The organism is Ruthenibacterium lactatiformans (genome assembly GCF_000949455.1).
Taxonomy (GTDB): domain Bacteria; phylum Bacillota; class Clostridia; order Oscillospirales; family Ruminococcaceae; genus Ruthenibacterium; species Ruthenibacterium lactatiformans.
In genome coordinates, this window is the sequence record NZ_JXXK01000035.1 from 14,724 (window position 1) to 37,745 (window position 23,022).

The window sequence follows — 23,022 nt, forward strand, 5'->3', positions numbered from 1 at the left end:
CGGATGAAAGAACTGAAAACAAAGAAAAGCGCGGAAGGAGCGCGCGTAAAGGAAAAGAGTGATGCTTTGCCGCGTGCGGCAAAGCGTATGCTGCGGGCGGGTCTGATGGAAAAGCAGGCTTCCCGGCAGCGTGAAACCCAGGAGAAAGCGCCGGAGCGTGCGGCAGAGGAACAGGTGGAGCGTGCGGCGATGCGGGGCGGGGAGACGGCTGCGGACGCAGGCCGGGCGGTATTCAGGCAGGCTGTGCCTCTGCGGGCAGAACGGGAAAAGGACCAATGGTCGGATGCACAGGCAGTAGGCCGTTATCGCTCTGCATCACGGGCCGCGCATACCGATGGTGTGGGACAGAAAACAGAGAAAATTTCCCGAAATCGGAAAATTTTGAACCGGGCGCGGGAGGTGGATTCATGTCGGCCCGACACAATGAGATTAAAAAGTATACGGCAAAAAAGAACGGTGCGCGATGGTGCGCACCGTTCTTCTGCATTTTTTAAGAGAGGGTATGGAATTGCCGGAGCACCCAAGGGCGTTTCGCAAAAACAGGCGGCGCGCCAATTTGCACGACAGACTGTACAGGCAACCGTACAGGCGGCCCGGAGTGCGGGCAGGCTGCTGGCACAGGTCGGGCAGACGGCGGCGCGGATGGCGTCCGCCGTGTTGTCCTGGTTGGGCGCAGCGCTTGCCGCGGCGTCGCCTGTTTTGGTGCTGGTTCTCATCGTGGGTATGGTGGGGGCCTTTCTGGCTTCTCCCTTCGGCGTGCTTTTTTTCCAACGAAACGACACAGGACGGGATGCTCATGCGGCAGGCGACGGCGGAGCTGAACGAAGAATACTACGCCCGCATCGGACAGATCGAACAGGCGAACCCCCATGATGTTTTGGAGATCGAAGCATCGGACGGTGTTTCCGCCATCCGGTGGGAGGATGTGCTCTCTGTCTACGCCGTCAAAGTCACAACAGATGGTGTGAACGGCATGGACGTTGTGACCATGGATGAACAGAAAAAAGAGATTTTGCGCGGTGTGATGTGGGATATGAACCAGATCACGTACAGAAGCGTTACGGTGAAAAAAGAGGTGGAGGTGGTTACAGAGGATGAGGACGGAAATGAGGTGGTCGAGATGCAGGAGATAGAAGAAACGACGCTGACGATCTATCTGCACCACACAACGCCGGAGCAGATGGCCGCGGCCTATGGCTTTACCGAACAGCAGAACGAGCATCTGGCGCTGCTGCGGCATGAGGAATACAGCGTTATGTGGGCGTCGTTGCTGGGCGGCTTTACCCATGGCGGCGGTATGATCGGCAGCGACGCCGATTGGGTAGGCACGGGCATTTTTGCATGGCCGCTGCCGCAGAGCTTTACCATCGCCTCACAGTTTGGATACCGCACCGACCCGTTTACGGGCGAAATATCCTACCACAGCGGGACGGATATTGCCGCGCCGTATGGTACGCCGGTTCTTGCGGCAGCGGGAGGCACGGTGACAGTTGCAAACGCGACCGACCCGTGGGGCGGAAGCTATGGATATTACGTAAAGATACAGCATGATGGAACGTTTGACACGCTGTACGCCCACTGTTCCAGCATCTGTGTCACACCCGGACAGCAGGTGCGGCAGGGAGAGGTCATCGGCTATGTGGGCAGTACGGGGAACAGTACGGGCAACCATCTACATTTTGAGGTTTGGGAGGATGGACAGAGACAAAACGCGATGGATCTATTTAAGCTATAGAAAAAGGATTCAATGGATATCGGGTTGCCCTAGCGCTTTATTTACGAGAATACGAAGGGTACTACGTGAACTCTGAAGGCGTCCGGCAAGAATATCCTGTTCTGTAAAACGAGCCATAAGGATTTCTCGCTTTGTAACGCGCTGATGGTCATAAGTCACATAGATGTATCCGTCGTCGGCTTCTTTTGCATCGGGATAAGAGACTTCATCTCGTTCATCCAGTAGTAGTGTGTAGGGCCAGGTTGCACCGTCATCCTCGCTGAGCATGGCTGTCAGATGGCTGCGGCCTTTCCAACGTTTTACGTTGCCCTGGCGCATGATATCATCCAGATCGATGCGATGGCTGAATTTGTAGTGATTGATCATAAGAAGGCGTCCCGAGGACAGGCGACGGATAAAAAAGCGGGAACAGGGGCCGTCGATATGGCTTTTCTGACCGGGGGACCATGTGCGGCCGCCGTCAGAAGAGAAACTTTCTCCAATGCCATCGAATGTACGCACTAGCATCCACAGTGTACCGTCGCGTTTTTCTACCAACATATGCTCGTCAAAGCTGCGGGCAGGAACATCTGCATGCCCCCGCAGAGTGATGGTGCGCCCTTCGTCGATGGAGGCATATACGTTAGAGAACTGTTCGTTCTCCAGCCCGTGGCGTTCGGTGGGAGCACTACCGCTGTCATCTCGCCAGATAGCACAGGGAAACAGCCATTCGTTTCTGCTGGTGACGAGCGGTTTATTCATCATGATCCCATTGGCGATACGCCGAGGAGCAGACCACTGTGGGACATCGGCATCGGGCTGTTCACAGATTGCAGCCCAAACACCGCTGCGTCCATCATTGAAGCCGCGCGCTTGGGCATAAGTCATCCAAAGCCTGCCCAAAGGGTCTATCCAAAGGTTGGGGTCATAGATGCGACATGAAGGGTCAGGGTGCTCCACGACAGCAGCGCAGGAACGGAACGTCTTACCTTGATCATCGCTGATACAAAGGATCATAATATTGCCGCCGACCTCTGCATCCTGACCGGAATAGAAGTTGACGAAGATGCGACCGTGGCTGGTCACTTCGATGGAGGGAATTCCTTGCCAGCGTCGATAGGTGTCTTTGAAACGTTCTTCATTCGGTTGGATAAAGATATGGGCGGGAGCAAGGGCGGGGTCATTTCTCATTGTTGTTACCTCCTGTAATAATATGAAATACATAATATTTCTCAAATGCGGCTAATCACAAATGAGTAGTTAAAGCGTAGCATAAACTTTTTCTGGCGTCAAGCATTGAAGAGAAGGCTTCTGCTTTTTCTGTTGAGGTCGTTAAAAAACGCACAATTTGGCCAATAATAAAATTAAGATTTAATAAAAATATGTATAAATATTATCGGATAGTTGAACAAAAAACTTGTCAAAGCTTTAGTACAATAGCAGAAAAATGAGAGAGACATTGACTTTCAAGAGATAAACTATTAAAATTTGATTGTCAAGACTGCTCATTTGTGATGAGCTGTTAGACGAAAAGGAGTGGAACGCAAAATGCTTTTTGAAAAAAAACTGTTTACGGGCGCAAAGCTGGTGTTGCCAGACAGAGTGTTGGAGGCCTCTCTTGCAACGCGGGCAGGCGTGATTGAAGGCATCCTGCAACCCGGGGTGAAACTTCCAGGTTATGAAGAAATAGATGTAACAGGCAAAATTCTGTTTCCCGGCCTTGTTGATCCTCATGTACATATGTGGGACCCATCGCCGCTCAATTATCGAGAGGATTGGGTATGCGGCTCGCAGTGCGCTGCTTCGGGTGGCATCACCACAATTGTGGATATGCCGCTGAGCGTGCCGCCTGTGGTGGATCATGAGGGATTTGTTTTGAAACGAAACGTAGCCGAACAGGCTTCATGTGTGGATTTTGCTTTTTGGGGCGGGTTGACACCAGGTTGTGTGGATTCGCTGGCCGAGTTGGATGCACTGGGATGTGTGGCATATAAGGGCTTCATGAGCTTTGCAAACCCGGATTATCCGCAGATCACAGACGGATATCTGGTGCGCGGTATGCGAAATGCCGCAGCGTTTGGTGGGCTGATCGGTGTACACGCGGAGAATGCGGAGATCGCTGATTTTGGAAGCCGGGAGATGGCAGCCCGCCTTGGAGCAGACCCGACCCTGCACGACGAAGCGCGCCCCTGGTGGGCGGAGCTGGAGGCGATCCAGCGGGCGGTCCTGCTGGCCCGGGTCACAGGTGCACGGCTGTATATTTGCCATATGACCATCACGCAAGGGGCTGCGTTCCTCAAAAAGGCGAAAAGTGATGGAGTGGACGTAACGGTGGAGACATGCCCGCACTATCTTCTGTTCGACAAAACAATACTGCGAGAAAAAGGCCCTTATGCAAAGTGTAACCCGCCGATGCGAAGCAGAGAAAATGTGGATGCACTGTGGGAGTATGTGTTCGATGGCACCATTGACACGCTTGGCTCCGACCACGGGCCCTATGCTGACGAAGAAAAGGTGAAGCATGGCAATTTTTTCAAAGAATATTCCGGTTTTGGCGGATATGATGCAATGCTGGCGGGGATGCTCACCGAGGGAGTCCATAAGCGCGGCTTGCCGCTGGAACGACTGGCGGCCCTAACATCGGGAAATCCAGCGCGGGTGATGGGGCTCGCTCCCCGGAAAGGGTCACTCCTGCCGGGAACAGATGCGGATATCGCTGTGGTGGATCTGGATGCTGAATGGGTGTTCGATGGAACAAAAAGTCTTTCCAAGACAAAGAGTAGCCACAATATCTATCATGGGTCACACCTTAAAGGAAAGGTGGAACAGACATGGGTGCGGGGTGAACTGATCTATGACCATGGTACGATCAAGGCCGCAAGAGGGTATGGGCGGTTTGTAGCAAAGCAAAAGTGACGGAGGTGGAAGAAATGCAGCAACAGCCATTACGAGCCCGTGAGGTCACTATGGGAGGGATCAGAGTCTCACAGGTCGCGTTTGGAACAGAGCATCTTAATCAATATTTCCCGGCGTTTGGCGGACAGATTTTGCGGGATGCCGCTGTGCAGAACAATGTTTTTTTCTGGGATACGGACAATTGTTATGGAAGCCAGCCCACAGTGGCGGCAGGAATAAAGCTGTTGGAACGGGAAAAGGTTGTGGTCACCAGCAAGACGTATGCCAATACACAGAAGGAAGCGCGTGAGAGCGTGATGCGTATTCTGCACGATCTGGATACTCCCTACCTCGACTTTTGCCTTCTGCACGGTGTGGAGGACGGACAACTGGCGGCAAAAATGCCGGCGCTGGCAGAACTGAGGCGCATGAAGGACCAAGGCCTCATTCGGCAGATTGGCCTTTCCACGCACTGCCCACAGGTGGCTTGGGATGCCAGCGATGTTGAGGGGATCGAGGTGTTATGTGTCACCTTTAACCGGGACGGATCCCGCATTATGAATGGAAATCTGGATGGAATGGTGCGCGCCCTGCATAAGGCGCACAATCTGCGCGGAAAGGGGACCTATGTGATTAAAACACTGGGCAGGGGCGATCTTGTGTATGATATCCGTGCGGCGCTGGAATGGGTTCTGGATCACCACAATTGTATCGATGTTTACAATATTGGATATGCAAATCTGCGTGAACTCAGGCAGGATCTGCATATCGTGAATGAATACTATGACCGCCTGGAGGAAGAAAGCGTATGAGTCATCAGTTGCTGATTAAAGACTGCAGTTTGGTCACTTTCTTCAACGATGGATACAATGCCATAAAAATTTTGGAGAACATCGATTTGCTGGTTGAGGACGGGACTATCCGGACGATGGATCGAAACATCGAGGCGGATTGTGAAACGATAGACGCAGAGGGAAAGTTGGCGGTACCCGGTTTTGTGAATGGGAGGAGCCGATGCCTTGCGTCAAAAATGACCAAGGCTATTGCAGAAGACCTCAAGTTTGATTTGTACGGCAATACGCCGCTGTATACAAGGGTAAATCCCTTTTTGAACATCGCACTGGAGATACTGGACGATGAACAGTTGGAAGGCCTTTTGGCGCTGGCGTTATACGAAGCCATAGACAGCGGAACAACGACGCTGTTTGAACACTGCTCACTGCGGGAGCTTCCGATATTTCTTGCGCAATGCGAAAAAGCGGGTATACGTACTGTGGCGGCACCTATGCTCATGGATCGTTATACCTTCCCCACGGCAGATGCCTGGGGCATATTTGACGATGGACTGGAACCAGTTGATGAGGATGGTATCATTGCGGAGAACGTCCGGCTGGTGGAACAGTATATGCACAACGAGCGAGTGCGGGCTATCATAGGTTTAGGTTCTGCCGATACCGTGAAGGAGAGCCTGCTGCGTAAAGCGGCTGAAAAAGCCGCGCGTCTGGAATGCGGTTTAATGGTGCCGTTGAATGAGACACTGCATGAACGTGAAGTTTGTCAGACACGTTGGGGCCTTCTGCCTACAGAATTTTTGCATAAAAATCATGTGCTGCATCGGTATACACTGGCAGGAGGAAATCAATATACCAGCCACGCGGATCGCGTTATCCTGAAACATACAGATACCCAGGCTGTGATCTGTCCGTTGCAAAGCATGCTGGATGCACAGACATCGCCATTTATCGACTTTTTGATCGATGATGTGCCAACGATTGTCGGATCGGGTCGATGTTCTGTAGATATGACACAGCATATTTTTGCGGCGGTAGTCAATGGGAAGCTGGAGAGTGGAAAGCGGTATCAAATTCGCGCTCAAGATGCTTTTTACGCAGTGACTGTGGGGGGGGGCGTGCGATGCAGATGCCCATAGGGGAACTGGAAGTGGGCTGCAAAGCGGACATTATTTTGATTGATCTGCACAGTCCTAAATTTCATCCTCTGGCAATGCCTGTTAAAGAACTGGTGTACAATCTGCGTGCGGAAGATGTATCCGATGTAATTATACAGGGAGAGATTCGCAAACGGAACGGCAGAGTGCTGGGGGCAGACCCTGAAAAGCTGGTAAAGGACGCCGAAGCGGCAATGGATTTGGTTTGGAAGCAGGCTCGGACCACGGGTGTGCTCTAAAATTAAGAAATGGAAGGTGAAAAGAAAATGAAGCGAGCAATCAGCATTTTTCTGGTATTGGTGCTCATGTTTTCCCTGTGCCTGACCGGATGTAACGGCACTACATCCACCGCAGGCGGCAGCCAAGCCACAGCAAGCGGTGCGGCGCCGAGCGGTGAGCCCATTCGGATCGGGTTCGAGGGATGGTCATCCGGGGCAGACGCTTACATGGGCCAAGTGGCCGAAGCGATTTTACAGGATTATATCGATGATGTAAATGCGAATGGCGGCTGGCTGGGGCGTCCTGTAGAACTGGTAGCATACGATATTTCAAAGGATTTTTCGGAATCCATCAACGCTACCAACCGGCTTATCAATCAGGACAAAGTCGTTGCGATCATTGGACCGGACGGGAGTCCGTTCGCCATCCCTCTGGGCGATATCGTGGCGGAGGCAAAGGTGCCGCTGCTCCCCTATGGATCAAACTCTCTGGTAACGGTGAATGAGGACGGCAGTGTGAAGCCATATGTGTTCCGTGCCTGCCCAGTGGATTCTGACAGCGCTTCCGTGCTGGCTGCATATGCTTATAAGGAGATGGGCGTACGCAAGGTGGCGACACTCGTAGAGACAACCAATGCCTACTGTGTGGGCATGGCTGACGCATTCACCAAAGCGTTTACAGAGTTGGGCGGCGAGATCGTCGCCGAAGAGAGCTATCCAGTAGAGGAAATTGAATTTCGTGCGCAGCTGACAAAACTGGCGGCGGCAGAGCCTGAGTATATTTTCATGCCGGCGGCTGCCTATAAAGAAGTGGGGAATGCAGCAAAACAGTTGAGCGAGCTGGGCTATGCCGATTCCATTAAGATTATGGGAACGGACGGATGGTATATTCCCGAACTGATGGGTGTGGCGGGTGCAGAGCTGGAGGGCGCTACGCTGATTATCGGAGCCGACATGTCGGATCCGCAGTTCGAACCGATTATCGACGCATATAACGAGAAGCACGGCGACTTGAATATGGAACTTCATATTTATGCCTTGTATGCACTGAATGCGCTTCAGTTCATTGAAAACGCTATCCTCACAGCAGGTTCCACAGACGGTGAAGCTATGCGCGATGCTCTGGAAAACACGAAGGAATTGGAAGTATCCACGGGCGGCAGGTGGACGATGGATCCTGCCACACACAATCCGAAAGGATCAGAGTTCAGTATCGTTCAAGTCTCGAACAGTGAGTTCAAGACAATCACGAAATATTCACTCGAATAAAATCGATACATTGCGCAGCTTCTGGATAATGGTGGGGAGGCGAGTACGGATAGGCCGAGGTCTCGCCTCCCCGCTCTGTGTTTCAGCATAAGCTCTTTCTGTTTTTTGATAGACCGGTATTGTCGACGGCAGCTGGTAAGAAAAAGACAGATGATATTGGAGGGATTACGATGGCGATGTTCCTGCAACAGCTGGTTACGGGCCTTTCGATCGGGAGTGTATACGCGCTTTTGGCTGTTGGCTATGCACTGATCTACAGCATTTTTGATTTTACGAACTTTGCCTTTGGTGCGCTGATGATGATCGGTACCTACGCGGCCTTTTTTTCAATTTCATTGGTGAATTTTCCGTTGTTCGCTGCGGTGGTGTTGGCTATGGCTGTTACTGCGGTGGCCTCTGTGCTGGTTGAGCTGGTTGCTTACCGTACCATGCGTGCTAAAAAGGCTTCTCGTCTCTATCTGATGATTACGGCAATGGGAGTCAATATTTTTTTGCAGAATCTGGCGATACAGCTCATCGGCGGCGGCGTAAAAGCGTTTCCGTCCGATTGGGCAAAGGAAACGATGACCCTGGGGCACATTACGGTGCCGCGTTCCGACGTGCTCGCGGCCGTTGCATCGTGCTTGATGCTGGTGTGTCTATGGCTGTTTTTGTATAAAACCCGTTTGGGGCTCGGAATTCGGGCCAGCGCCTATGATACTCGCACAGCGGGGCTGATGGGGCTGAATGTCAACATGATCTCGCTGCTCGTGTTTGCCATTTCGGGTATCACGGCTGGTCTGGCGGGAGTTTTTTACGGGATGAAATATACAGTGTATCCAGCGATGGGTTCTGTGTCGAACAAAGCCTTCATCGCTGCTGTGATCGGCGGGTTAGGGAGCCTGCCGGGCGCTGTGATCGGAGGAGTCCTGCTGGGGCTTTTGGAAACGCTTGTATCCTCGTATGTTTCCACTACGTTCCGAGATCTGTTCTCATATAGTGCGCTCATCGTGGTGCTGCTGTTCATGCCGAACGGCCTTCTTGGAAAAAATGCACAGGATAAGCTGTGATAGAAGGAAAGGAGGAGCAAATGTGGGCTATTTACAAGGAATACTAATTTTAATAAGCATCAACATTGTTGCAGTATGCGGTGTGATTATTTTAACAGGATACACCGGTTTGTTTTCGCTGGGGCATGCGGGCTTTGTGAGCATCGGGGCATATTTTTCCGCCGTTCTTTGCAAAGATTTTGGTGTGCCGTTCATCCTGGCAATGGTTCTGGGCGGTTTGGTTGCAGCGCTCAGCAGCGTCATCGTGGGGTATCCCACTCTCCGCGGCAAGTTGAAGGGTGACTATTTTGCAATTGCGATGATGGGGTTTGCGGAGGCGATCCGCCTGTTGTTCAGCAATATTTACCCATATTTCAACGGTGCTCTGGGGCTGTCGGGCATCCCGAAGAAGATCACTCTGGGTAATGCGCTCTTGTTTGCCGCCGTTGTGATATTTTTTACTTATCAGTATGTGCACTCACAACATGGCCGTCTTGCGCTTTCAATCCGTGAACAGGAGGTGGCTGCAGAGCTGATCGGTGTGAATGTGACGAAGGAGAAGATGAAATCTTTGATGATCAGCGCATTCCTATGCGGTGTGTCCGGCGGGATGACGGCATTCTATTACACATATATGACCCCTAACACATTTAGTGCTGAGGTGTCCAATAATATGCTGTCTGCGGTGGTATTTGGGGGCATGGGCTCTATTTCTGGCCCTGTGATCGCGAGCGCGATACTGACGGCGATACCAGAAGTTCTGCGCGCTGTTGCCAGATGGCGCTTGGTGATCTATGGCCTGCTGATGGTAGTGGTCATGCTGTTCAGACCCGAGGGTTTGCTGGGCAACAGGGAACTTTCACTGTATCCCTTAATCAAAAAATACAAAGAAAAAAAGGCTGGCGCCAAAAAGGGGGAACGGTAAAATGGCTTTGTTGCAGGTGGAGAACCTTTCCGTTCAATTCGGTGGCTTGAAAGCGCTGAACGATGTGAGCCTCCAGGTGGACACAGGCGATTTTGTGGGTCTGATCGGCCCAAACGGGGCAGGCAAGACGACCCTGTTCAATGCCATTACGGGTGTGGTACATGCCAGTGCGGGAACCATAGTGTTTGATGGAAAGAGCATCAAGGGGATGCGGCCGGATAAAATCGCGTTGTGCGGGATCAGCCGGACTTTCCAGAATATCCGCCTTTTTCCCAAAATGAAAGTATATGAAAATGTGGAGATCGGCATAAACCGCATTGCGCAATACAATATGCTTGAGGCGGTTCTCAATACACCGCGCAAGCGTCGTTTGGATAGAGAAACCCATGAACACGCACTCCGATACCTGGAGCAAGTGGGCATTTTGCAATACAAAGATTCCTATGCGGGCGAGCTGCCATACGGCATCCAGCGGAGACTTGAGATTGCGCGAGCCATCGCAACACAGCCGAAAATATTGTTTTTGGATGAACCGGCTGCGGGGATGAACAACGATGAAACGCGGGATCTGATCAATTTCCTGCGGGCGCTTCATAAACAGACGGGTCTGGCCATCATCCTTATCGAGCATCATCTGGAAGTCGTGATGGAACTGTGCCGGGACATCACAGTGCTCAACCTTGGCGCTATGCTGGCCCATGGTACCCCGGAAGAAATCCAAAATGACTCTGCGGTGATCAAGGCGTATATCGGCGAAAGGAGGAACAAGTTCCATGCCTAATAAGATTCTGCTCGATATCAAAGATCTCGATGTGTACTACGGAGGCATACATGCACTGCACCGGATCAATATGGTGGTGGAGCAGGGCGAGATCGTGTCCATCATTGGCGCCAACGGGGCGGGAAAATCTACGCTGCTCAACACGATCGCAGGAGATAAGGACAAGAAAAACGGTGCCATAATTTTTGAAGGAGCACCGGCTCCCACGCGTGCACATCAAAGTGTGGAGCGCGGCATTGTTCTGGTGCCCGAGGGCAGGCGGATATTTGTCAATCTCACGGTGAAAGAAAATCTGAGGGCCGGCGCTTTCCTCGAGAAGAGAAACGGTATCGTGAACGACTTGTACACCGAGGTGTTCGACTTGTTTCCGCGCTTAAAAGAGCGGCAGAATCAGATGGGAGGAACATTGTCCGGCGGTGAACAGCAAATGCTGGCGGTAGGGCGTGCCATGATGGCGCGGCCAAAGCTTATGATGCTGGATGAACCCAGCCTCGGGCTGGCGCCTATCGTTATAGACGAGATGTTTGAAAAGATCCAACAGATCAACCGTGACCTGGGAACGACGATTCTGCTGGTAGAACAGAATGCCTTTATTGCATTGGAGGTTGCCCACCGGGGTTATGTGCTGAGTGTGGGACACATTGCCATGCAAGGCAATGCCCGGGACCTTATGGAGGATCCTACCGTGCAGACGACTTATCTGGGAATCAAGTGAGAGGAGAGGGTGCCATATGCGCTTTCAAAATAGAACTATTCTCGTAACAGGCGGCACAAGCGGCATAGGGTTTGCTGCTGCGCGGGCCTTCCTTGCAGAAGGAGCAAATGTGGTGATGGCTGCTTCGGGACGGATACGTGGTGAAAGGGCAGAGAGCCTGCTGCGGGAAGAATATGGTGAACGGGTGCGTTTTTTTCCATGCGATGTACGCAAGGAAGAAGAGATATGCAAGCTGATGGAATTTGTCGAGGTGACCTTTGGAGGTCTTGATACGCTGTGTAACAACGCAGGTGTATCCATCAGGGGCAGAGCGGAGGAAATGTGTGTTGCTGACTGGGATACAGTGCTGGAGGTAAACCTGCGTGGTGCATTTCTGTGTGCAAAGTATGCGCTGCCGCTGCTGCGGAAAAGCAGGGGAACCATTGTCAACACTATTTCGGAGCTAGGTTTTGTGGCGACCAAAGGATGCATCGCCTATCTTTGCTCCAAAGGAGGGCTTTTACAGCTCACACGTGGCCTTGCGCTGGAATTTGCTGAATATGGTGTCCGCGTAAACGCTGTATGTCCGGCAGGTACGGATACCCCTATGTTTCGAGCCGACATGGGCAGCGGAGAGGCATACGAGAAAAATGTGGCGGCTTTGGCCGCGAGCTATCCGCTGGGGCGCATCGCTGTACCGGAGGACATTGCGCCGACTGTTCTATTTCTGGCAGGAGAGGATTCCGCATTCATGACAGGACAATATATCCTGCTGGATGGAGGTTTTACGCTTCAATAAACAAGAGGGAGAAAATATGACACTTGACGTTATTATCCATGGAGGATATGTGCTGACGATGGAAGGCCCCGGTTCAGGGATGATCCCGAACGGTGCCGTTGCCATTAGGGGAGACAGCATTGTTGCAGTGGGGCCGGCACCGGAGATACTGAAACAGTATTCCGCCCATCGTTATGTAGATGCGCATGATCATGCCGTGCTTCCAGGGCTGATCGACTGTCATATTCATACGTCTAATGCAATCGTGCGAGGAGGCAGCCAGGATATCGCAAAATGGATGTACAGTGGTGTCCTTCCGCTTCTCAGTTTGGCTGAAACAGAGGATCTGGTTGCCGGTTCTATGCTGAATATCATCGAAGCTGTAAAAAAAGGCACCACAACCTTCTGCGATTATGACTTCCCCATGCTTGAGCTGATTAAAAATCATATCGCGGCAGGTACGCGCGTGGTAGCGGCCGAGATGATCAACGGCTTGCCGACCGTGACCTATGGTGTGGAGGATACGGCGCTTCGGGAGTTTGACACGGCACGGGAAAACAAAAATTCTCCGATGCGGTGCGCCTTGTGGAGAAATACCATCAAACATACAATGGGCGCATTACCTGCATGATGGGACCGCAGGCCAGCGAGATGTGCTCGGTGCCGCTGCTGAAAGAGATCCGGAGCTACGCGGAAAAGATGAATCTCGGCATTCATATGCACGTTGCCCAGAGTCCCCGGGAGACCCGGCAGGTGATGCAGCGGTATGGAAAACGGCCGGTAGAACTGCTGGACGAATTGGGGTATCTGGATCGCCGCCTGCATACGGCGCATATCACCGAGACAACCGCGGCGGAACGGGCGCTTCTAGCTGAGCGTGGTGTCAGCATGGCGTTGTGTACAGGCAGCATCGGTATCATCAATGGAGAGATACCGCCTGCACAGGATTATATGGCGCTCGCCGGCCGTGTAGGCCTTGGGACAGACCAAGCTCCCGGCAACAACTGCAACAATCTGTTTAATGAGATGAAATTCACATCCATTTTGCATAAGGTGAAAAATACAGATCCCACTAGTTTTCCCGCATGGAAGGTGCTGCGTATGGCTACTATCGAGGCAGCACAGTGTATGGGTATGGAGGAAAGCGTGGGCTCATTACGGGCGGGCAAAAAGGCGGACGTTGTACTCGTGGCTCTGGACACACCTGCCATGAGCCCTGTGCTGGCGTGGCCGGTGCGCAATATCGTGCCGAACCTTGTCTATTCGGCCAGCGGCAGCGAGGTGGACACAGTGTTGATTGACGGGGCGTTTGTGGTAGAGAACGGCCGCATGCGTACAATAGACGAGGACGCAGAGATCAAGCGTGCAAATCGCTGCGCACAGTTGCTCTGCCAGCGTCTGGAGGCCACGGGTTGGGAGAAGGATATGCCGCTGGCCGGCTGGACGCGGGAGGGATATTATTGAGCGGGACGGAGCTGGAATACAGCGAGCGCCAGGCTGTGGTGGGAGCGGCGCGCGCACGGCTGTATCTGATTCTCACAGCTGTGGGATACAGCACCATGGGCGCGGCGTTCAAGTTTGTGGATTGGAACCCGCTTGTCATCAGTGCAGCAGAAAAAATGTTCGCATTTTTTTGCCTTGGTATAGCCCGGGGAAGCTTTAAGATGCGCTTTTCTCGCCCCGTCTTGCTGGGTGCAGTCTGCAGCTATGCATGTACCACATGCTTTGTGGCCGCCAATAAGCTCACGACAGCAGCTAATGCTATCGTGCTGCAATATACAAACCCCATGTTTGTGGTGCTTCTGTCGTGGCTTGTGCTACGCCGGAGGGCGCAACGCAGAGATATCTTGCTCACGGCCGTGCTTATGGGAGGAATCGCGCTTTTCTTCCTGGACGAGCTGTCGCCCGGACATCTGGTGGGCAATTTGCTTGCACTGTGCAGCGGGATATTGATGGCGGTCAATACACTGTATGCCCGATACTCTGGCGCAGATGTGATAGAATATGGTATGGTCTCGTGTTTGCTCTCTGTTGGCATTGGGGCCGCGGCGGTCATAACAGAGCCGCCGGTTGTCACGGCGGTATCTTTGGTAGCTGTGGTATTTCTGGGCGTGATATCCACAGGGATTCCCATGATTCTTTTTGCAAAGGCCGCTCCCTGCACGCCGCCGGTGGAGACATCTATCCTCTTGATGCTGGATCCAGTGCTGAATCCTTTGCTGGTGGCGCTGCTGGTGGGCGAGGTGCCAGGCCCTTGGGCCCTGGTGGGGGCGGCTGTAGTGCTGGGAGGCGTTGCGGCTTGGTGCTGGAACGGACGTCCGAAAAAGAATGGCAAAGAAAGTGCATAACGTCAATGAGAATTGCAAAACAGCAAAAATAGCGTTATAATTTAACCATAATATGGAAATATTCTGATAATCTTTTACAAGAAATGAGTATCAAAATGGTATTTAACAGTGAAAAAAGTTTAATGCGTACAGGCCTGTTTTCATCGCGCACAAAAATGATCTCCTATCTCTTGTTGCGCTTTATCGCGGACAAGGATGAACCGGCAGGTTCGTGGGTGCTGCGTGAGGATCTGTTGAGCTTTGGTATTGACTGCAGTACAGCCACCATTGGGCGGTATCTTAAGGAGCTGGACTATCGCGAGTATACCGTCCAAAAGAGCAATCAAGGCCGTGTGCTCACGCCAATCGGGCAGGCTCATCTGGAGGAGCTTGAAGAACGTCTAGAGCGCACGCGCATGCAGGAAAAGCTGAGCAAGGCCATGAAGGTAACGGAATATGGCGAGTTGATCGAGCTTTTATATGTACGGCGTGCGTTGGAGACAGAGGCGGCACGGCAGGCAGCCATCAACGCCAGGGCGGAGGATATCGCGGTACTTATACGTTCTGTGGAAGACCACCGCGATACTGTGGAGCAGAACCGGGATCCCACGGAGCCCGCTCTGGAGTTTCATGCGGTCGTGGCCGACATCAGCCACAACAAGTTTATTTGCCCCATTTTGAACATGCTGATCTATGAGGAGAAAAAAATAGAGGCTGTCATGGAGACGCTTGTCACACGGGAGCGAGGCAGAGTATATGTGAAAGAGCACGAGCAGATTGCGCAGGCCATCTGCGACCATGACGGGGAGAAGGCCGCGCAATTCATGTATGCTCATATAGATGAGCTGTGCAAAGCAGTGGAGGAACAGGCGTGCGAGCATGGATATAAATAATTATGTGTGCACGTTCGAAGCAGTCGAACATTGCTCAATCGCTGTTAGTTTTTTTGTAATTTGGGCATCTTTGACAATCTTGCATGCTCGCCAAAGGGGAAAAGAGCAAAGCCTGGAGGCTTGATCTCCTTATACAGATTGTTAATAACATAAAAGCTATGTTTTGAGACTGTGGCCAGCACCAGAGATGAGATATTGCCGTGAGAACTCACCGTCGATTGAATTCTTTGCTGGGCTGTTTCGCATAAACTTTTCTATGTCAGTACAAAAAATAAGGCAAGAAAGACATTTAAGCCTTTACCTTGCTCCGTTTTTATTCGAAAATTAAATCTTAATGTTCATAGTTTACATACAAATGAAAACTGCACTCATCTGTTTAAAGTGAGTACAGTTTTTCACTATTGAGCAACTTTGAAGTCCAAAACGGTTGTAGGGGAGGACAAGAACGGTAAGGACAGCTGGAAGATTTCCCGCTTTCCGGGAAAACATCTGCTGCGCCGTGCTAGTGTGGGGATATAATAGCGTAGGTTCGCATTGACATTCTCCACCATGAAGGTATCGTTTTGGTTGTGGATATTGAAGGTATGCTTACCTGGAAAGATGACATCCAGATAACCAAAATATCCATCTGTGCAGTATTGTTCTGCCTCCGGAGCTGCGTCTGCCATTTTTTGAAGGGGGTTAGACGCATTATCACCATATGGTACAGAATTGGTGTGCTATTTACTCTGGAAGCCGACCTTCCAACATGAGAGAAAGCTCACCATAGACCTTTCCAAAGCTACGAATCGGCAGTGTCCGTTTTTGGTTACTTCAAATGTAGCCAGATACAGTGTCTTAAGAAGCGCTTGTTCACTTAGAAACCTGGGGGCTGACCAATGCGCCGATGCTGGTTGCCAGAGGCAGTAACTGGGCGGCAAAGTTGTTGCCTATCAACGTTCCCATTGGCTTCCATTCTTTACAACAGAATACTTGACTTGGAATGAGCTTGCTTTAAGTGTAAGCTCATTCTTTTATTTATATTATATTAATTTTTTGTGAATTCTTTTTAATTGTGCAATGGACTTGCATATTTAACCCTTATGATACGGACAGAGGGAAGGAGGGAAGGTGATTCCATAGTGGGAGCGAATGAACGTCGCAGGGCGATTCTTGAAGTGCTTTGTCAAAGAAAACAGGACACGATGAAAAACCTTGCGAATGAATTTCATGTTTCGCTCCGAACGATTTGCTATGACATTGATGAACTGACCCGTAATTACCCGATTGTGACAATACGCGGTAAATACAAGGGCGGTGTGAAAATTGCAGACGGATACCGACTGGATCGAAAATACTTAAATTTAGAACAACGGCATTTATTGAAGCGGTTATCAAAAACATTGTCGGGTAAAGATCGTAACATTATGGAAAGCATCCTTCGTGATTTCACTCTGAAAGAGGCATCAGAAGCTGACCCCGGCTGCTGAGGCAAATGTTCTTTGAAAATCAAATATCCAATAGTTTGGCTACATACGTTTGTCCTGCTGCAACACAAAGGTGCCAGCAAGCGGAAATGATATTCTGAATGAATCGGAAATCTTTTACATGGCCTGTGGTGGGCTATGCGCGATGAAAATGGGCAAGCATAATGATACTCCCGCCTTGAACGCGTCACAGCATTGGGCGGCCTCACAGAAGGTGGGGAGGGTGAGAACCCTGTGGAGGCCTCTTAACCAGTGGCACAGTCAAATATTGCCCTTGCGTCGGGAAGTGGTGTCAAATAGGCGCATTTTGATGAAACAGACACGGCGGCAATTCTCGTGAAGATCTCCTATGAGAGCAAGTGATGACGAGAGATTGCCGCTGTGTTTTTTTGTATATTTGATGCCTATATATTCAGCCCGTGCTATAAGTGAAGGAGGCATAAAAATGAAATCGAAAAATATAAAGCGTTTGGAGAATTACCCGGATATTCTTTCGTTGGAGGATGTACGTTCTATTTTGGATGTTAGAACGAAAAAAACGGCGGCTCGCTGGTTACAGGGGAAAGGGATTTTCTACTTTCGTGTCGGACGTGAGTACAGAATACCAAAAGTACACTTGGTGAATTATTTTATGGGGCTGTCAAATATGTGATTTCGTTTTCCGAGCAAATCGGCACACTTGTTATTACGGCTTCTGAGTGATAAATTAAGGCCGTCAACCGAAAGCGGTCTGCAAGGAAGAAGGAGGATATTATGGCTAAACAAAAAATTATAGCAGGCCATTTGGACCACAAGCACGGCTACTATTATATGGTTTTAAGTCTACCGAACCCTGAAAAGGGAAACCGAAAGCTGCCGAAATGGTTCCCAACAGGAATTCCCTATGATGGAAAACGACAAACGGAGCGTGATGCCAAACGAATGCTGAAGGAGTGGAGAGAGGACTTTACCAGCGGCAAATTGACGCTTGCGATGATTGACGCAAAAAAGCGATCCAAGGGCACGGATGGTGCTATGTCGCTGAAGTCGATTCCGATTCGCAAGGATATGTATTTTACGGATTACCTCTTACGATGGCTTGAAATCATTCAAGCAGATGTGGAAGAGGATACATTTGCAGGGTATTGGCGAACCGTTCACAATCCATTGCTCCCATATTTTAGAGAACACAATGCAACGCTGGAGGAACTTTCGGCGGTAGAACTGACGCTGTTTTACAAGTATTGCAAGACGCGGACATACAGAGGAAAGCCAATCAAGGGCAACACCATTCGGCATTATCATGCGGTAATACATAAGGCATTGCAAGATGCAGTGGTGGTGCTGCGTATCCTGCAGTACAATGTTGCGGACTACGTTGTTGCACCAAAGGTGGACAATTATGTTGCTCCATATGCAGACACAGATGAGCTGCGGGAGCTGGTGAACGACCTGATGCATTCTCCCATCCGGGTGCCGGTCATGTTCGCCGCTTTTTATGGGATGCGCCGCAGCGAGGCATTGGGGATTCGCAAAGCTGTCATCGACCGGAAAAAGAAAACCATAACAGTATGCCACACGGTCATTGAGGTGAGTGTACAGGGGGAACACAAAATCATTCGCAAGGATCGCACCAAAAATAAAAAAAGCTTCCGAACGTACCCCCTTATCCCGCAGGTGGAAGCATTTCTGGATTGGGAGCTTCAGCAGCAGGAGCAGCAGCGTGAACGGATGGGCAATTGCTATTATATGGGCGATCAGGATTACATTTGTCTTGATGAGACCGGGCACCTGTTAAGACCTGACTACGTTACATGCAAATTTTCACAGCTTGTGAAGAAACGTGGCCTGAAAAAGATTACTTTTCATGGCCTTCGGCATAGTTGTGCAAGCATGCTGTATGAAAGGGGACAGGATATGAAGAAAATACAGGAATGGCTGGGGCACAGCACGCCCGTTACAACGGAAACGATTTATGCGCATCTAAATGTGAAGCATAAGGATGAAACCGCGTGGATCGCCAATGACTGCCTGCCTTTGGAGCTTCCAGAAAAGATGAGAGAAAAACCAATTCAAACCGCATGAAAAAATTGTTTTATAAGAAAATAATTTTTTGTATTTGAAAATGATTGGCGAAGGTTTTGGCCATTTGGCAAAATGACAGACGAAAAACAGCAGACGAAAAGCAAGGCCCGTTTTTTGAACACGCAAAAGAAAAACCGCCTGTTCCCCGAAAAACAAGGAAACAAGCGGTTTTAGAGGCTGGTGCCGGTGGTGGGACTTGAACCCACACGGTGTTGCCACCAACGGATTTTGAGTCCGCATCGTCTGCCATTCCGACACACCGGCGTACGGATAGCTTTTATATTATACTATGCCGCTTTTGTAAAATCAAGCGTTTTTTGCCCGCAAAACGCTAAAAAAACGATCTCCGGCCTTTTTTCGGCCCGGCGCCGGGCCGGTCTTTGCCGCCGCGGTGCGCTGCCGGTTTCGGCTGTGCAAAGAGATTCACGGCGGGGGCTGCCGGTTTCGGCTGCGCAAAGAGATTCACGGCGGGGGCTGCCGCAGCAAGCTTCCCATTGTTAAAAATGCAGCCGCCGGCGGAATTCGTTTTTGATCGTCCGGTCGCCGAACACGGCCATGCCTGCCAATGTGGCCACCGCCAGGATGCTGGGCACCACGGCGCCCAGCAGGCTGTGCGCCAGCCCGGTGAAGTACAGCACGGGCATTGCCAGCCCAAACACCGCCAGCACCGCCTGATACAGCACATACCCCGCCCAGTTGGTGCGGTTGCACATCACCAGCACCACCACCGCCACGATGCCCGCGCAGATGAACGCGGGCACCACGAACGAAACGCCCCAGCCCCGGTAGCCTGTTTCAAAGTCCACAAGCACGGCCAGCGCGCTGCCCGCCACCACCTGCATGAGCACCTTGCCCGCCGCGTTGCCGCCGCGGCGCATGGCGTGGGGCACCACGGCCCAGGCGTATACCAAAGCCGTCACCACGATGGTCCACCACCAGAACGACGGCATCACAAGCAGATTTACCACGATGCACACCGCCGCGCCGACGACGGAGAGCAGCAACAGCAGGCGCTTGACAAAATTGTATTCCTTCCGGCTGCCCGCCGGCGGATATACCGCCGCGCAGTCCGCGTCCGCCAGCCCGGCCAGGGGCGTGCCGCAAAGCGGGCACAGCACCGCCGGCGTGGCAACGTCCACATCACACGCCCTGCAATGTTTCATCCGTATCGCCTCCTGTCTCCAGCGTGACGGGCACGCCCGCCTTTGCAAGCCTGCGCACCACGCTGCGCGCAAGGCGGTTGTCCTCCACCTCGGTGGTGAAGGTGAGCGCCAGCGTGTTGCCGCAGGCGCAGGCCGTGGCCTTCACCGGCTCCCTGGGCGTGGTGGAGAGCAGAAAGCGGAAGCCCTCGAAATACCGGCGGAACGGCTCTTCCACACGCACCGGCCCCAGATTCGAGAACACCAGCGTGCTGCCATTGTTGGAATGCTCGTACACGATGCGGAGGATGCCGTTTTTCAGCGGCAGGGGAATGATGCGCGTGATGAGGTTCTTTTCGCTGCCCGCCGTAAAGGCCAGCTTCTGTTCAAATTCCTCCCGCGTCAGCTTTTCGGCAAACTGGCGCTTCACGGCCTCCATCACGTCCTCAAAGGGGACGGCGCGGCGCGCCAGCGGCAGGATGATCGTCAGGTTGGAAAAGAAATTCAGGGACGTCTCGGTGCCGAAGATAGGCCGCAGATTCACCGGGACAAAGATGCTGACGGGCCTTTTTGCGCCGTTGCAGGCCGTGTATTCTTCGTACACGCCGTAGGCGATGGCGGCTGTGAGGTATTCGCCCACGGTGGCGCCGAAGCGGCGGCACTCGGCCTTCAGCGCGTCCACGGGCATCAGCGCCGTGGCCACGCCCAGCCCGCCCGCGATGCGGTGCTCGCCCCGCAGATGATACGCGCCCGGCTCGCGGAACGTTTTGCTTTTGGCCGGAACGTAATGCTTGAGGTATCCGTCCTGCACCTCGCCCGCGGTCTCGGTGCCGTAGGGGGTGGCAAGCTGCTCGGGCGTGAACGCGTCCGGGTGGGCAAGCTGGCAGTAGCGGTAGCAGACGGCCTTCAAAAACTGCATCGCGCCCGTGCCGTCCGTGAGCACGTGGAAGGTCTCCAGATGCACGCGGCTGCCGTAATACAGCACACGGAACAGAAAGCGGCCTGTCTCCACGGGGTCGATATAGCGGCAGGGGGCGTCCTGCTCGGGCAGGACCTGGGGTGTGGCGCGGTTGGTTTCCAGATAGTTCCAGAACAGGCCGTGCCGCAGGCGGACGTTGAACGCGGCAAAATAGGGGAGCGTTTGCTCCAGCGCCTGCTGGAGCAGCGCAGGGTCCACAGCCTCGCGCATCACGGCTGTCAGGCGGAATACGTTGGAATAGCGCCGGCTCGCCACCACGGGAAAGATATTCGCGGTGTTGTCCAGCTTGTGCCACCGCGTGGGTGCAGCGCGTTTTTTCATGGAAAAGATCGGCTCCTTTAACAGAGAGGATGGGAACGGGCGGGCCGCTTTGGGGCAGGGCGGCCTGCGGGCCGCAGGAAGCGGGGAAGGGGGCGGCCCGGGCCGCATGGGAGGGGACGCGGGGAAAATCAGGCGAAAAGTGAAAGGTCGATGGCCTCGGCGATGGCCCGCCCGCCCGCGAGATTGGGGTGCAGGCCGTCGGGCAGGGCAAATTCCTTTTTCATACCCACGCCGTCGTCGGTGTCCGCGATGGGAGCGCCGAGGTCCAGCACCGCGTCGAAGGGGCCTTCTTCAGCGATCCAGCGGTTGATGGCGCGGCGCAGCGCCTCCCGCTCGGGCGGGAACAGGTGGTTCACCTCCCGGGGCAGGATGAGCCCCGCGTATACCTTTACGCCCTGCTTGTGCAGCGCGTCCGCGATGGTGCGGGCGGCGGCGGCGTACTGGTCCACGGTAATAAGCTCCTCCTCCGGCGCGCCGCCGGTGCCGGGGTGCCCCAGATCGTTGGTGCCGAGAGCGAACACCGCGTGGGTGAGGCCCTCGATGGGAAGCAGGTCGTAGCGGTAGCGCTCGATGCCCGCGTGGCCGTACATGCCCCGGGAGGCGGGGGTTGCGCCGTAGAGCAGGCGGTTGCCGCCGATGCCGAGGTTGCACACGCTCACCTCGCCGCGGAAATGCTCGTACAGGCGCGCCGTGAAGGGCGTTACCCACGCGCCCTGCTGCATGATGGAATCCCCGAACATAGCCACGACGCGGGGAGCGGGCAGGGCGTCGTCCTGCTCCACGATCACCTCGGAGAGCGTGGTGGTGGCGCTGGAGATGTCCCAGGGCAGCACGCTTTTGGAAAGGTCTGTCCAGAGGCGGGCCTTGGGCAGCGCGGGGGCGTCGCAGTGGTCGCCCTTGACGGAGCGGTTGGCAAAGATGCCCACAAAATTGCCGGAGGTGACCTTTTCGCCGCCGGGATAATAAAGGCTGACGGCGATGGTGCAGCCCGGCTGCACGGGCAGCGCGACCCTGTCGGAAAAAACGTCCCGCTGGGGCACCAGCGCAAAGCTGGTGTCGCCGTGCACGGTGAGCGGGCGCACGGTATCGGGCACAAGGCGGCCCTTTGCGTCCGCCAGGCCGATGGTGGCGTTGCCCACCCACACGGGACCGTCGGAATAATAATTGCTGAATTTTACATAGACGGCGCTGCCGGAAAGATTGTTGGGGGCGAAGATGCGCACGGTGCGCGCGGCGTTGTTAAAGGGCTGCGCGGAAATATCGGTGTGCGCGACGGCAAAGGTGCATACACGGCGCGGCATAGGCGGCCTCCTTGTTATTGTATGAAATGCCCCGGGCGGTGTTGCGCGGGGCTTGTCTCCAGTATACCATGGCGCCGCGAAGCGGCCTCGACAAAACCGCACGTGCTGCGGTTTTGCATGGTTCAATGTTCTCAAGCCCTGTGCGCGAAAGCGCATCAGCGCACGAAGAGCGCGCGGCCGCGCAAGCGGCGGGCTTGAGGTTATTATACCATGACGCCGCGAAGCGGCCCCGACAAAACCGCATGTGCTGCGGTTTTGCATGGTTCAATGTTCTCAAGTCCA

24 protein-coding genes, 1 tRNA gene and 1 pseudogene are annotated in these 23,022 nt (G+C 53.1%); 20 read left to right on the forward strand and 6 right to left on the reverse strand.

Features of this window, described 5'->3' with window-relative positions; all coding sequences use genetic code 11:
• Positions 1-3 precede the first annotated feature (3 nt).
• Both TQ39_RS16845 and TQ39_RS16850 read left to right on the forward strand, forming a co-directional pair.
• A complete protein-coding gene (locus TQ39_RS16845; RefSeq protein ID WP_050006397.1) occupies positions 4-873 on the forward strand; it encodes a hypothetical protein in 870 nt (289 codons plus the stop codon).
• Positions 797-1,735, forward strand: coding sequence for a M23 family metallopeptidase (locus tag TQ39_RS16850; protein ID WP_242853530.1), 939 nt, complete (start codon positions 797-799; stop codon positions 1,733-1,735). Before TQ39_RS16845 ends, TQ39_RS16850 begins: the two co-directional genes overlap by 77 nt.
• 9 nt (positions 1,736-1,744) lie before the next feature.
• On the opposite strand, the gene TQ39_RS16855 is transcribed toward TQ39_RS16850, so the two are convergent.
• A complete protein-coding gene (locus tag TQ39_RS16855) occupies positions 1,745-2,905 on the reverse strand; it encodes a sialidase family protein (RefSeq protein ID WP_050006398.1) in 1,161 nt (386 codons plus the stop codon).
• Positions 2,906-3,262: 357 nt separating this feature from the next.
• On the opposite strand from TQ39_RS16855, the gene allB reads away from it, so the two are divergent.
• From allB to TQ39_RS16920, 14 genes are all read left to right on the forward strand, one after another.
• A complete protein-coding gene (gene allB / locus TQ39_RS16860; protein ID WP_050006399.1) occupies positions 3,263-4,630 on the forward strand; it encodes an allantoinase AllB in 1,368 nt (455 codons plus the stop codon).
• 50 nt (positions 4,631-4,680) lie between these two features.
• Positions 4,681-5,421, forward strand: coding sequence for an aldo/keto reductase (locus TQ39_RS16865; protein ID WP_198283641.1), 741 nt, complete (start codon positions 4,681-4,683; stop codon positions 5,419-5,421).
• Positions 5,418-6,539: an amidohydrolase family protein gene (locus TQ39_RS16870; protein ID WP_050006400.1), complete on the forward strand. Its 1,122-nt coding sequence runs from the start codon at positions 5,418-5,420 to the stop codon at positions 6,537-6,539. The genes TQ39_RS16865 and TQ39_RS16870 overlap by 4 nt, the downstream gene beginning before the upstream one ends.
• Positions 6,524-6,796, forward strand: coding sequence for an amidohydrolase family protein (locus TQ39_RS21910; protein WP_009322661.1), 273 nt, complete (start codon positions 6,524-6,526; stop codon positions 6,794-6,796). Before TQ39_RS16870 ends, TQ39_RS21910 begins: the two co-directional genes overlap by 16 nt.
• A gap of 27 nt (positions 6,797-6,823) precedes the next feature.
• Positions 6,824-8,044: an ABC transporter substrate-binding protein gene (locus TQ39_RS16880; protein ID WP_009322662.1), complete on the forward strand. Its 1,221-nt coding sequence runs from the start codon at positions 6,824-6,826 to the stop codon at positions 8,042-8,044.
• 170 nt (positions 8,045-8,214) lie between these two features.
• Positions 8,215-9,093 (forward strand): branched-chain amino acid ABC transporter permease, encoded by an 879-nt coding sequence (locus TQ39_RS16885; RefSeq protein ID WP_009322663.1) that lies wholly within the window; start codon positions 8,215-8,217, stop codon positions 9,091-9,093.
• 22 nt (positions 9,094-9,115) lie between these two features.
• A complete protein-coding gene (locus TQ39_RS16890) occupies positions 9,116-9,997 on the forward strand; it encodes a branched-chain amino acid ABC transporter permease (protein ID WP_009322664.1) in 882 nt (293 codons plus the stop codon).
• Between the two features lies 1 nt (position 9,998).
• Complete coding sequence (locus tag TQ39_RS16895) at positions 9,999-10,778, forward strand: ABC transporter ATP-binding protein (protein WP_009322665.1); 780 nt, start codon at positions 9,999-10,001, stop codon at positions 10,776-10,778.
• On the forward strand, positions 10,771-11,493 hold the full coding sequence (locus tag TQ39_RS16900) for an ABC transporter ATP-binding protein (RefSeq protein ID WP_009322666.1): 723 nt from the start codon (positions 10,771-10,773) through the stop codon (positions 11,491-11,493). The genes TQ39_RS16895 and TQ39_RS16900 overlap by 8 nt, the downstream gene beginning before the upstream one ends.
• A 16-nt stretch (positions 11,494-11,509) precedes the next feature.
• Complete coding sequence (locus TQ39_RS16905; RefSeq protein WP_069955771.1) at positions 11,510-12,271, forward strand: SDR family NAD(P)-dependent oxidoreductase; 762 nt, start codon at positions 11,510-11,512, stop codon at positions 12,269-12,271.
• Between the two features lie 16 nt (positions 12,272-12,287).
• Positions 12,288-12,881, forward strand: coding sequence for an amidohydrolase family protein (locus TQ39_RS21865; protein WP_276325262.1), 594 nt, complete (start codon positions 12,288-12,290; stop codon positions 12,879-12,881).
• Positions 12,878-13,714: an amidohydrolase family protein gene (locus tag TQ39_RS21870; protein WP_276325263.1), complete on the forward strand. Its 837-nt coding sequence runs from the start codon at positions 12,878-12,880 to the stop codon at positions 13,712-13,714. The genes TQ39_RS21865 and TQ39_RS21870 overlap by 4 nt, the downstream gene beginning before the upstream one ends.
• The gene (locus tag TQ39_RS16915; protein ID WP_242853531.1) at positions 13,663-14,598 is read left to right on the forward strand and encodes a DMT family transporter; all 936 of its coding nucleotides are present in this window, start codon (positions 13,663-13,665) and stop codon (positions 14,596-14,598) included. Before TQ39_RS21870 ends, TQ39_RS16915 begins: the two co-directional genes overlap by 52 nt.
• Positions 14,599-14,693: 95 nt before the next feature.
• Positions 14,694-15,470 carry an FCD domain-containing protein gene (locus tag TQ39_RS16920; RefSeq protein WP_050006402.1) on the forward strand — a complete coding sequence of 259 codons (777 nt, stop codon included), beginning with the start codon at positions 14,694-14,696 and terminating at the stop codon, positions 15,468-15,470.
• 723 nt (positions 15,471-16,193) lie between these two features.
• Here the strand turns inward: TQ39_RS16920 and TQ39_RS21750 are convergent.
• Positions 16,194-16,333, reverse strand: a pseudogene (locus tag TQ39_RS21750) (IS256 family transposase); the annotation flags it as partial.
• 258 nt (positions 16,334-16,591) lie between these two features.
• Between TQ39_RS21750 and TQ39_RS16925 the strand changes: the two are divergent.
• The 3 genes from TQ39_RS16925 (at position 16,592) to TQ39_RS16935 (ending at position 19,000) form a co-directional block, all read left to right on the forward strand.
• Complete coding sequence (locus TQ39_RS16925) at positions 16,592-16,939, forward strand: HTH domain-containing protein (RefSeq protein ID WP_040909652.1); 348 nt, start codon at positions 16,592-16,594, stop codon at positions 16,937-16,939.
• A 442-nt stretch (positions 16,940-17,381) separates the two neighbouring features.
• Complete coding sequence (locus TQ39_RS16930; protein WP_009322672.1) at positions 17,382-17,588, forward strand: helix-turn-helix domain-containing protein; 207 nt, start codon at positions 17,382-17,384, stop codon at positions 17,586-17,588.
• Between the two features lie 101 nt (positions 17,589-17,689).
• On the forward strand, positions 17,690-19,000 hold the full coding sequence (locus TQ39_RS16935; protein WP_009322673.1) for a site-specific integrase: 1,311 nt from the start codon (positions 17,690-17,692) through the stop codon (positions 18,998-19,000).
• 178 nt (positions 19,001-19,178) lie between these two features.
• On the opposite strand, the gene TQ39_RS16940 is transcribed toward TQ39_RS16935, so the two are convergent.
• The 4 genes from TQ39_RS16940 to TQ39_RS16955 all read right to left on the reverse strand — a co-directional run bounded on the left by TQ39_RS16940 (position 19,179) and on the right by TQ39_RS16955 (position 22,740).
• Positions 19,179-19,264: transfer RNA gene (locus TQ39_RS16940), tRNA-Leu, on the reverse strand.
• A 233-nt stretch (positions 19,265-19,497) separates the two neighbouring features.
• Positions 19,498-20,163 carry a DUF6320 domain-containing protein gene (locus TQ39_RS16945; protein WP_050006403.1) on the reverse strand — a complete coding sequence of 222 codons (666 nt, stop codon included), beginning with the start codon at positions 20,161-20,163 and terminating at the stop codon, positions 19,498-19,500.
• Positions 20,141-21,439 (reverse strand): hypothetical protein, encoded by a 1,299-nt coding sequence (locus TQ39_RS16950; RefSeq protein WP_050006404.1) that lies wholly within the window; start codon positions 21,437-21,439, stop codon positions 20,141-20,143. Before TQ39_RS16950 ends, TQ39_RS16945 begins: the two co-directional genes overlap by 23 nt.
• Positions 21,440-21,567: 128 nt before the next feature.
• Entirely contained in the window at positions 21,568-22,740 is a 1,173-nt protein-coding gene (locus TQ39_RS16955) for a GDSL-type esterase/lipase family protein (RefSeq protein WP_050006405.1), read from the reverse strand.
• Positions 22,741-22,751: 11 nt separating this feature from the next.
• Between TQ39_RS16955 and TQ39_RS21480 the strand changes: the two genes are divergently transcribed.
• On the forward strand, positions 22,752-23,022 hold a 271-nt coding region (locus tag TQ39_RS21480), incomplete at its 3' end, for a hypothetical protein (RefSeq protein ID WP_207641411.1).